The 10,956-nt window shown below is 39.7% G+C and carries 14 protein-coding genes; 5 read left to right on the top strand and 9 right to left on the bottom strand.

What is annotated here, in order from left to right; translation table 11 throughout:
- The first annotated feature begins 134 nt into the window (after positions 1-134).
- Entirely contained in the window at positions 135-500 is a 366-nt protein-coding gene (locus FC98_RS12955) for a hypothetical protein (protein ID WP_040472055.1), read from the top strand.
- A gap of 57 nt (positions 501-557) precedes the next feature.
- Here the strand turns inward: FC98_RS12955 and FC98_RS12950 are convergent, their stop codons facing one another.
- Together FC98_RS12950 and FC98_RS12945 are read right to left on the bottom strand one after the other, a co-directional pair.
- Positions 558-1,463 (bottom strand): magnesium transporter CorA family protein, encoded by a 906-nt coding sequence (locus FC98_RS12950; protein WP_008858440.1) that lies wholly within the window; start codon positions 1,461-1,463, stop codon positions 558-560.
- A gap of 117 nt (positions 1,464-1,580) precedes the next feature.
- Positions 1,581-2,939, bottom strand: coding sequence for an amino acid permease (locus tag FC98_RS12945; RefSeq protein WP_040472056.1), 1,359 nt, complete (start codon positions 2,937-2,939; stop codon positions 1,581-1,583).
- 677 nt (positions 2,940-3,616) lie between these two features.
- On the opposite strand from FC98_RS12945, the gene FC98_RS12940 reads away from it, so the two are divergent.
- Positions 3,617-4,174, top strand: a complete 558-nt coding sequence (locus FC98_RS12940; RefSeq protein ID WP_040472057.1) for a cysteine hydrolase family protein — start codon at positions 3,617-3,619, stop codon at positions 4,172-4,174.
- Between the two features lie 267 nt (positions 4,175-4,441).
- A complete protein-coding gene (locus FC98_RS12935; protein WP_008858443.1) occupies positions 4,442-4,804 on the top strand; it encodes a hypothetical protein in 363 nt (120 codons plus the stop codon).
- 119 nt (positions 4,805-4,923) lie between these two features.
- On the opposite strand, the gene FC98_RS12930 is transcribed toward FC98_RS12935, so the two are convergent.
- From FC98_RS12930 to FC98_RS12905, 6 genes are all read right to left on the bottom strand, one after another.
- Positions 4,924-5,343 (bottom strand): Asp23/Gls24 family envelope stress response protein, encoded by a 420-nt coding sequence (locus tag FC98_RS12930; RefSeq protein WP_008858444.1) that lies wholly within the window; start codon positions 5,341-5,343, stop codon positions 4,924-4,926.
- 26 nt (positions 5,344-5,369) lie between these two features.
- Positions 5,370-5,801, bottom strand: coding sequence for an Asp23/Gls24 family envelope stress response protein (locus tag FC98_RS12925; RefSeq protein WP_040472058.1), 432 nt, complete (start codon positions 5,799-5,801; stop codon positions 5,370-5,372).
- Positions 5,802-5,827: 26 nt separating this feature from the next.
- Entirely contained in the window at positions 5,828-6,010 is a 183-nt protein-coding gene (locus FC98_RS12920) for a hypothetical protein (protein ID WP_008858446.1), read from the bottom strand.
- Between the two features lie 13 nt (positions 6,011-6,023).
- Complete coding sequence (gene amaP / locus FC98_RS12915; protein ID WP_040472059.1) at positions 6,024-6,590, bottom strand: alkaline shock response membrane anchor protein AmaP; 567 nt, start codon at positions 6,588-6,590, stop codon at positions 6,024-6,026.
- 29 nt (positions 6,591-6,619) lie between these two features.
- A complete protein-coding gene (locus FC98_RS12910; protein ID WP_040472060.1) occupies positions 6,620-6,871 on the bottom strand; it encodes a GlsB/YeaQ/YmgE family stress response membrane protein in 252 nt (83 codons plus the stop codon).
- Positions 6,872-7,325: 454 nt separating this feature from the next.
- Entirely contained in the window at positions 7,326-7,778 is a 453-nt protein-coding gene (locus tag FC98_RS12905) for a MarR family winged helix-turn-helix transcriptional regulator (protein ID WP_008858450.1), read from the bottom strand.
- Between the two features lie 136 nt (positions 7,779-7,914).
- On the opposite strand from FC98_RS12905, the gene FC98_RS12900 reads away from it, so the two are divergent.
- Together FC98_RS12900 and FC98_RS12895 are read left to right on the top strand one after the other, a co-directional pair.
- Positions 7,915-8,739: a LicD family protein gene (locus FC98_RS12900; RefSeq protein WP_008858451.1), complete on the top strand. Its 825-nt coding sequence runs from the start codon at positions 7,915-7,917 to the stop codon at positions 8,737-8,739.
- 72 nt (positions 8,740-8,811) lie between these two features.
- Entirely contained in the window at positions 8,812-9,120 is a 309-nt protein-coding gene (locus FC98_RS12895) for a DUF960 domain-containing protein (protein WP_008858452.1), read from the top strand.
- A 343-nt stretch (positions 9,121-9,463) separates the two neighbouring features.
- Here FC98_RS12895 and FC98_RS12890 read toward each other — a convergent pair whose 3' ends face one another.
- Positions 9,464-10,720, bottom strand: a complete 1,257-nt coding sequence (locus FC98_RS12890; protein WP_235803641.1) for a peptidoglycan recognition protein family protein — start codon at positions 10,718-10,720, stop codon at positions 9,464-9,466.
- Positions 10,721-10,956: the final 236 nt, after the last annotated feature.

The following is a 10,956-nucleotide window of genomic DNA, read 5'->3' as shown; positions in this document are numbered from 1 at the left end:
GTATTTTGCATATCTTTGTGAATAAATCAGGAATATGATTAATATTGATAAAAGATATCCAAATTTATACGTCATGACTGGCGCGACCATGTAACATGTCATTTGGTTATTAAATGACGAGGGGCAGTGAAAATATGACTATCAGAATTGTGGGCGACATCCGCAGAGGAAAAATCCAACCTTCCCTTACTGGCAATCCAATTGTCGACGATGCTTTATTACAAAATTTCTGTGACAGGTTGAAAAGTAATCTGAACGCTATTCAATCACCAATCAATATTATTGCTGATCATTTTTTTGATCCGACAATTCCAACGACTGACATTATCTTAATGGATAAACAAATCATTCATGATTTTCCTGGTGACCTTCTACTTCCATTTACGATAATTGCAGTTGATCATAGTGATCTCGTGCGGGGCAACGTCCTCAACGCCGTCAACAAACTTAAACACTTAGAAAACGGTGATCCATGTGGCAGCAAAACATATTCAAAATAAGCGTCTGGCCAAAATAACTTTTGGTACCAGACGCTTATTTTAATGGCGTTATTCACATTAATGACGCCGATTAAAACGAATATGTAGAAACATCCAAACAACGAGGAGCAATGTAATCACCAGCGTATAAAACCAGGCCTCAGACCGATCCGCAAACGGTAATTTAACGTTCATGCCATAGAAGCCAGACACAATTGGCGGAATTGCCAAGATTAATGACCATACCGTTAAAAATTGCATGGTTTGATTTAACTTATTATTCAAAATGTTTCCGAAAGCCGATTCAGTTTCGCTAACCACATCGCCAACCACGTCAAACATTGTCTGGCACTGCTTGTACTCAATCAAAAGATCTGAAATTTCTTGGTCAGTCCGTTTCGTTAACGCTACAGAGAGCGTCAATTTCTCATGGAAAGTTCCTTGAAGTTCTTGGATTGCGATCAGGTTTCCCGCCGTTGCCGACCGTAAATAGACCAACGTTGTTTTCATCATCGCCAGACTATCCAAGTTTTTATTGCTGATCTTGCGACCCCGAACGCCTTCAAGCTTTTCCGCGCGTTGGCTGATCTCATCAAGTTTATCAAAATAAGGAGTCAAAATCGCCATTAGGATCGCCAGAATATGTTCGCTGAGTTCTGAATAATCAAACTGAGCTTGATCCTTTAATAACTGTGCTTGACGGGCATCATGGCAAACCGAAATTAAGACATTATCGCTAAACCCCAAAAAGATCGGAACGGTCGCTGCTTTGCTATCCATACTCGTCGCAATCCCTCTAATAACAAGGACCCCAAAGGCCGACAGCTCGTCGTAAGCTGATCGAGGTTGTTCATGACGATCAAGCATATAATTCTTAAACTTCTTAGGTAACTGGTACTTACCCGTAATATCGTCTAATTCATTTTCGCTGGGATTGATCGCTTCAACCCAGGTATAGCCAGATAATTCGTGAACTTCTATCATCGATTTTTCCTCATTGCTATTTAATTAATACGGTTCATTTATAACTAAATTGTAAATGGATGACCAATTTTTTTCAAATTACTGTGTGACTCTGGAAATTGCCAGTCATTTGGGAACTCACCTTGTCTTTTTCACTTGAGTAAGTTGATAAACCACCAGCATCGTAATAATTGAGACAAGTGAAATCACCATTGCAACCCGAGTTGAGGTACTGATTAACAAGAATCCAAGAATGAAAATAAAAAAGGCTAAGCTGATATAATCAGCTATTGGATACCCAGGCATCTTAAAGGCCTTAACTCCCTTGGGATTGGCTTTTCGATACTTTAAATGGACGATCAATAAAACAATCCAGACAATGACAAAATTGATGGTTGAGACACTTGAAACCAGGTTGAAGACCCCCGCGGGGATAAAATAATTTAGAACAACAATTATTAACAAAAAAGCGGTTGAAAAATTCAGTGCAATATTAGGAACCCCGTTTCTACCCAGGCGATTGAGAAATGACGATGCATTTCCGCCCATACTTAGCGCGTACATTGTCCGGCTAGTACTGAACAAACAACTATTAGTGGCCGAAATTGCTGCTGTCAAAACCACAAAGTTCAAAATGCCAGCCGCCCCAATAACCCCAATCCCTGAGAATACCTGAACAAACGGACTCGCCGTGGTTGTAATTTTGTTCCAAGGATAGACGCTCATCACGGCAATCATAGAGCCAACATAGAACAGACCAATTCGGATTGGTAAACTATTAATTGCTTTGGGTAAGTTTAATTCAGGATTGTCGGTTTCACCAGCTGTGAGGCCGACCATTTCAATTCCAACAAAAGCAAAGACAACCATTTGAAATGACATCAAAAAACCATGTGCGCCAGTGGGGAAAAAACCGCCGTTAGATACCAAGTTACTAAATGAAGCAGTTGAACTACTTGTTTTAACGTGAAAGAGTGCCAGCAAAACGCCAACCACAACCAACAAGATAATTGCAACAACCTTAATCATTGAAAACCACGATTCCATTTCGCCGAATAAGCCAACGTTAACCATGTTTGCTGCAAACAAACATAGTAAAATAATCAGTGGCGGCAACCATTGGGGAACTGATGGAAACCAATATTTAATATAAATCCCCGTTGCTGTTAAGTCGGCCATTGCCAAACTAATCCAACAAAACCAGTAGGTCCAGCCAGTCACAAATTCCCAGCGATCACCAAGATAGACCTTTACAAAATCCAGGAATGAATGCTTATTAGTGTCCGACAACAATAGTTCGCCAATCGCCCGCATCAACAGGAAGCAAAAGATCCCAACAATGAGGTATGAAAGGATAATTGATGGCCCGGATGTATGAATTGCTGATCCTGACCCTAAAAATAGGCCTGTGCCAATCGCCCCACCAATTGCGATCATCTGAATATGCCGACTTTTCAAAGAACGGGATAACGTCTTTTGCTGCTTAGTTGTTTGCATTGTGTTTCCTCCTTGTGTAAAAGTGAGTGAAGTCAGGCGGTTAGAAACCGGAGTGTAAGTCTCCTCCGAGGGGAATTCCTGGTTCTGGAATTTTTCTCGGAGGTGCTTACACGCAGGTTTCTGCCTGACACAGCTGTCCTAGTAAAGTGAGCGGAGCAAAGCGGTTAGAAGCTGGAGCCTAAGTTTTCTTGCTCAGAAATCCCGGTTTTGGATTTTTGAGCAAGAAGGCTTAGGTGCAAGCTTCTGCTTTGTGCAGCTGTCCTAGTATAGTGAGCAGAGTCAGGCGATTAAATTAAAAAATCCCCTGGTACCAATTACGGTACCAGGGGCATTCGTTTGAACGCGGTTCCACCCAAGCTCTGCAACCCATTACGGATTGCCTCGAAATGCAGATAGTGGCTGCAACCAATTATGTACCTGCCATTAAACTACGCTGCCTTTCACCATTTAACCAGCTCGCTGTTATTTATCTTTCAAGTATACGGAACCTCTTTAAAAAGTCAAGGGGCGGCCTTTAATAGTGACTAGCCTTACAAGAAAACAATTTCGACCGTGCCGTTGTTCTTTCAACTACTTAATTATCAATCCAAATGATTGAATTATCTGCTAAAACAGAGTACCTTTAGCCTTAGTAAAAGTATATGATACTTTTAATTTTTAACTTTGGAGGAATCATTATGACTTCACACACAGCACTACTGATAATTGATTATACCAATGATTTTGTTGCTGATAAGGGTGCATTAAGCTGTGGCAAGGCTGGTCAAGCCATTGAACCAAATATTATTAGCTTAGCAGATACCTTTGTAAAAAATGGCGATTGGGTTATTTTACCCACAGACGTTCATAAGCCTAACGATCCCTATCACCCAGAAACGAAGCTCTTCCCACCTCACAATGTTCGTAACACTTGGGGCCGTGAATTTTATGATGGCTTAAAAGATTGGTTTAATGCTAACAAAAACGAAGATAAAGTGTATATGTATGACAAGACCCGCTACAGTGCCTTTGCTGGAACGGATTTGGACATTCGTCTACGGGAACGTCACATTGATACCTTGCACCTGGTCGGTGTTTGTACCGATATTTGTGTCCTTCACACTGCCGTAGATGCCTATAACCTAAATTACAATATTGTCGTTCATCAAAATGGGGTTGCCGGCTTAACGCCAGAGGGTAAGAAATGGGCACTTAACCACTTCAAAGCGGTTCTTGGCGCAACCGTCACAGATTGAGTTAATGAAGCAAAAAGTCCCAAGAGCAACCGTTTACGTATAAACATCTCAAAAAATCAAGCTATGAACTTCTCACTTTCTGTCAACGTGCTCCACCTAGCAGAGACTTGCACCCAAGCCCTCTCCTCTTGATTCCACACTCTTTATTCCCCCTTTGCAAAATATCGCGATTTAGTGTTTAATGTTCTTCAGAAGACTAAACATGAGGTCGAGTGGTCAAGTATTTCCATACTTGGCAATTATTTTTGTACTTAAGGAGGATGACTCATGGCTAATAAAGTGCCAAGGTACAATAATGAGCAGTGGCAAAAGGCCAAAGATGCTGTTTTGCAAGAATACGATGATTACAAAGAAACCCTGAAGCAGCAGGGTGTCGACTACACCATTAAAAATGCCCGGCAGCTATTGATATACCAAGACCTCGTTGCCGAATGGCATCATAAATTGGGAACGGTCATAACAGACTTAGAAGATAATCTGTTCGCATTGACGGTTTTTGACGATTTAAAAAAACGGAAAGTTAGTTCACTGCTAGCGCGAGGTTATTCACATATTTCAAGCTGGCCTGATTTTAATCCAACCGCGCTTGCACTTTGGCTAGAGCTTGAAGAAGACGAGGCAATGGCGTAATGCTTTAACTGAGATTTACCAATTCTAAACTAAAAAAATCGCCCAATTACTCCTGTAAATTCGAAATAATTGGGCGATTCTTTTAGTTTAGAGATAGTGACGTCTCTAGAGCACTAATTCTATTTGTCTTTATCCTTTTTCTTATCACCTTTGCGATTCTTGTTCATAAATTCTTCCCTAGTCTGTAAATCTTTAACATTGATCTTAATCTCGGTTGGTTTTAGGTCCGTCATTTCATTAATTGCTTGTGATAACTTGCCGGTCACTTTATTAAAGACACTCGGAATACTTTTACCATATTCCAATATCGCATCCATCGATAATTTGACTTCCTTGTCGTCGTTATCTAAGTCTACCTTCACGCCCATTGCGGGATCGGTTTCATCGCTGAATCGATCCGTTACGGAATCAATCAAATTACCTTCCAGTGATAATACGCCGTCGACATCTCGAACAGTATTTCCAGCAATCTTTGCTAAAACATCGTCTTCATAAGTTAATACGGTTGCGACACTATTTTCTTTGTGTTGTTCAGCCATTATTAAGTTCCTCCTAAAATTAAATATTATTGAACTCGGTCATCGTTTACGTCATTAGCAATTTTATCTTTCTTCCGGTTGCTTTGCTGTTCCCATTCTTGTTTGGTAAGGACATCATTAATATTTAAATTAATTTCAATAACATCTAAGCCAGTATAGTTTTTAATTGCCCGTTGCGTTCGTGTACATACTTCATCAAAAATCTGACGGGCATCTGCCCCATATTCGATTGTTGCTTCCATATCCAACGCGACTTGTTTTTCACCAACTTCAGCATCAATTCCCTTGGTTGGATCAGTTGATTTTGAAAAACGATCGGCTAATTCACTAATCATGCCGCCGTCAAGAGATAAAATCCCATCAACATTTCGACAGACCAGACCAGCAATTTTTTCAATTACTGAGTTTTCAAAAGTTAATTTCTTCGTTAATTCTGGTTTTTGGACGGTTGCATCCATCAACATCAACTCCTTTATTTATGAACTTAATCATCACTAATCAGCTGACTGATCAAAGTTTTGATCCCGCCTAATTTCCATATAATGGCCCCTACCAGTGATCCAATCAGGGTTAGGGCAAGAACCAGCAGCATCCCGCTAAAGCTCCCAAATACCCACACAAGACCGCAAATCAAGCCGATGAGGCCACCATACATAATTGCGTTCATTCAATCGACCTCCTTATACTACTCGGGGATGGTTTGCCCTTTTCTTGTTTTGGACTGTATCGAAGGGATTAACCTTTACCCTAACTTTTTTAACCTTAACGTTCATTAAATCAGTCATTTTAGCAGCAACGATGGTTTGGATTTTTTCACCCAATTCAACCAAATCGCGTCCTTGCTTATCAACTGCCGTTATCCTTACCTTCGCGATCCGGTTCTTAGTGTGCAATTTAACGGTCGTTTGAACATCTGAAACCGCGGCTTGTTGCATGATTGCTTCTTCAAGCGATTTTTCCACGGCTTTTTTTGAGATGCTCAACCTACCATTAGCAGATCGAAATACAATCTTATCGGCTTTTCTAGGAGCAACTAAAATTGTAATAATTGCCATTATTGCGACAAAGCCAACAATGACACTGCCAACTAATGCCAGGATCATGATCCAATCAACATTTGTTTGGACCGTCTGTAAGACCATCTTTGATAAGTAGTCTATCGGAATGACTAACCCGATAAACCAGACAGATTGAACAATGCCAATCATGCTAACGACCAAAATCAGTAATTTGGTTAATCGATTCACCGCCTTACCTCCTCTCCTATTGCCGCAATTTATCTTGCTAAACCACGAGTTATCAGAGATACCACTAACACAAGAACCACTGCGCCAACAATCGCTGGGAAAATTGCTATTTCAGCCAATTGTGGGCCCCATGTTCCTAACAATGCCTGACCGAGCCAAGCACCAATTAATCCACCGACAATGTTTCCGATCCAGCCCATTGGTAAATCACGACTGGTAATGGCACCTGCAAGTGCCCCAATAACACCACCGATAATAAGTGTCCAGATTAAACTAAACATGGCAATCATCCTTTCTGTATATGAGATTTAACAACGTGTTATGTTGCTATAACCATAGTATATAATAACTCATTACTTATTGTGTGAATAAGTTATGAAGGAAGATTGGCTTTTTTTAGAAACACATACTCCCTGTTAATAAAAATACCTAGGCCATGTTTTTTCTTTGGCAACGTCGAGAAAAGTGGGTTCTGCCAAGTAACAATCGGCACATAGTTTTTTCAACCACCGCTCCAAAATAAGGATCTTCATTGAATGTAGTTATAATGACTTCAAATTTTGACTGCATTAAGGTACTTTCCCCAGATTAACCACTCAAACTATCAACATAACCAAATAGCGCAATCATTCCTAGTTTGGGAATGATTGCGCTATTTGGTTACACTTCGGGATCAAAAAGGATATGATCCCTACTGTATCCCCCTGAACACGATCTGGTAACAACTTATTTGTCTTACTTAGTCATTTCGTGTGATGCAAAATCCTTAATGAATGCAATAATGTCACGAACCTTGTCTTCACCATAACGACTAATCCAATTATCAAATCGCTTGGTAATCAGGTCATTGACCTTCTTCTCAGCCTTTTCACCACTTGGCGTTAAATGAAGATATAATCGCCGACGGTCACTTTCAGCAGGTTTTTGAAAAATATAATCGTGTTGTAATAAGACCTTAATTTGCCGTGAAATTGCACTTCGAGTGACCTTTCGCTCGCTGGCAATATCCATTAATGAAACATGATCGCGCTCGGCAATCGTGTGCAATATCAAATATTGCTCAAATGATAAACCGTACTTAGTTGCTGGTTCTGACACGAAATTATCAAGATACTTCAAAGAAGACAAATACACTTCGATCGAGTCTTTTAATAATTGTTGATTTGTTTTACTCATATCCCTCACCATTCCCAAATAATTATTATTACTAATACCACCCTAATTATATATTTTCATGTCATTACCCGCAACCTTATACCCCTCGTTTTGGGAATCTTTCTTAAATGCATTATAATTAAGACATCAAATAATAACAGAGGATACTATGACAGATAATGTAATAGCACGAATTCACAATGTAGAACTAAATATCTTCAAAGAATTTACCCAACTTACAGAAGCACTCGGAATTAAGTACATGGCAATGGGTGGTACTTTATTAGGCGCGGTTCGTCATCAAGGATTCATTCCATGGGACGATGATATGGACGTTGGTCTTCAAAGAGCGGATTATGAACACTTTATTGAGCAAGCCCCTCATTATTTAAATGATTCTCACTTCTTCCTTCAATCTCCATGGTCCGATAGTAACTACGCACTCAGTTATTCAAAGATGTTAGACCGTAACACTTTTATCGAAGAGAAGAACAATGTCAATAATGCCCGAAAAGGCGTCTTCTTGGATATTTTTCCGATTGATAAAATTCCAGTTTCTAAAGACAAACAACGTAAACAGATCGTTAGTCTTCGAAGGCTCGATAGTCGAATCTATTTAAAACTGCGGTATAATGTAATTGATAATCCAATTAGAAGATTTCAAAATCCACTATCGGATGAACAATTGCAAACTGCTTGGGATTATAAGCACCAACGTCAATTACTCATGATTAAATTTGATGATAACCCCAATTTGACCAGTTACAAGAACTTAGCCTCCCAATATAGTTACGATAAAGAAGTGTTCTCTGAGGATCAACTAGCAGCGTTAATTGAGTTACCATTCGCTGATACTAAAATTTTCGTACCAGTCGATTATGACCAAATACTGACAGCTATCTATGGTGATTATATGACATTACCGCCTGAAGCTGCCCGGACGGAAAAACATATTACCCGGCTAATAATGGATAATCAAGAATTCATATTGTAACCAATTACTTGCATCACTTATTATTTTTTGTTAGGTTATTAACAATTACATTTTTGTATTGAAGGTGTTTTCATGTTTGATAAAGAGCATTCACGATTTGCGAGCTATAGCATTGTTTCGACCTTACCGGATGAAGCAATCGATCATGTTTGGTACTTGATTGATAACGACTTACAGGGAATCTTCCCATTGTCAAATCTTATTACTTTTAACTTAGTTAATAATAATGGGAGTTTGTCGTACGACTTTATTCAGGATAACGAATTAGTCGCCACTTTTGATTCGCCGTTTCCTTATAACAACAGTTATCCAAAGTCGCTAGTTGTTTATGATAGCGGTGATCGTCAGATTATTGCAACCCCGTCTGAGATAAATATTTAAACAGTGAGCGGAGCAAAGCGGTTAGAAACTGGAATATAAGTCTCCACGACCAGAAATTTCTGGTCGTGGTGCTTATATGGAAGTTTCTGCTTTGTGCAGCTGTCCTATAAAGTGAGCAGAACAAAGCGGTTAGAAGTCTGCACCTAAGTTACTCCGTTCAGAAATCTCTGGTTTTGGGATTTTTGAACGGAGTGGCTTAGGTGCAGACTTCTGCTTTGCAAAGCTGTCCTACAAACTGTGAGCGAAACAAAAGCGGCTAGAAACTGAATTATAAGTTTCTAGCCGCTTTGCTTACACTCTTTTTTGAAACTAAAATCAGTCACCATTTTAAATAACAGTACATTCAAAGTGCCTGTTGACAGATCCACACGTTTCTTGACTTTAGCTTAAATCGATACCAGGTAGTTGTTCCCTGAGAATGGGTTTTAACTGCCTTTTTATTAACCTTAAACTTTCGATTCAAAATTGTTTTAGCGGATCCGGTCACCCGCGACAGGTAATCAGAATTATAAACGTGGTTTCTTAACGCATAATGTCCCTTTTTGATAGTTATCGTTCGTTGAGATTTTGAATAAACCACGTTGTCAAATGTTAATGCCTTTGAATAGATCCAATACTTTTGCGCGTTGGCCGCTTTAGAAAATCTAATTCGATACCAGGTTGTATGGCTTGGACTTTTAACACCCCGAGCATCAACATACACCCGCCGACCAGGTTTAGCAGTCACATTGGCCCAGTTATAATAAAAGGTAAAATATCCCGAGTCTTTAACATGGTTATATAAACGATACTTCAAATACGTATTAGTAAGCCGAGCATGCTCATTACCCTGTCCCAGATGGTAGTTAACGCTAACTGCCTGTGAAGGATTGTTAGAAGCTGCTGGCTGTGCTTTTGGCGTTGTTTGCTTTGACGTGCTTGCACGGTCGTAGTAATGCTTAACAAGCTGATAAAAATCACTCATCGTGTATGCCTGACCAAAATACTGTTTACCCGCAGTGGCATAGTAGCCAACTGGGTCAGTGTGATCAGTACCACCTAAAAACTTAGAAACCGCCGCGTGTGACCACACAGTTCCTTGACCGTCATATGAGGCATCGTTTAATGGTAACCGGTACTGACGCAGTAAAGACGCTGTATAATTGGCGGCATTATTAACTTCCTTAGCGAAAGCGTCTTTATTATGGACCTCAACCTGCTCGAATTGAATGAACTTGGCATTACCCGGATAAGCACATCCCCAAGCAAGATAATCCGTATCAGCAATATTGATAATTCTAGTGGCATCCACGTAGGAATGGACAAAGGCATTTTGATAATTTTGCTTCATATAACTGATTTCGCTAAAAATAGTTGAATTTGGGTTCCCCGTCTCGTGAACAACAACCCCGGAAGGTTTGCCCCCAGGATACTTATTTTTTGGAAACCCAGCCCAGATTTGTTTGGTAACATTAACAGGGGTCAAATTCTTCCTTAGAATATATGAATTCACTGTTGAACTCGCATTAACCCGAAGATTAACACCAATCAGAACGAAAATCCCCACCAAAAATGTAATGATAAAGTAGCTATGATATCGTTTTGCTTTAGGTTTAATCAATTTTATATCCCCTCAGACTTTATGATTAATCAAACACAACAAGACTTAATTTTCGATAAACGGTATCATTATCGTACCATACTTTTGCACATTGTGAAAAGCTGGATGTACCATTGATTAGGGCTAATCCTATCAACTTGCGCTACTTACACCGTTTTCCGTATAAAAAAAGACCTAACTTAAAAGTTAGATCAAACCAATCATGACTGCTCCGGCTGGGTTCGAACCAGCGACCT

The organism is Lentilactobacillus kisonensis DSM 19906 = JCM 15041 (assembly GCF_001434135.1).
GTDB lineage: Bacteria > Bacillota > Bacilli > Lactobacillales > Lactobacillaceae > Lentilactobacillus > Lentilactobacillus kisonensis.
Note: the sequence above shows the minus strand (reverse complement) of the source record. Positions and strands in the feature narration are given on the sequence as shown.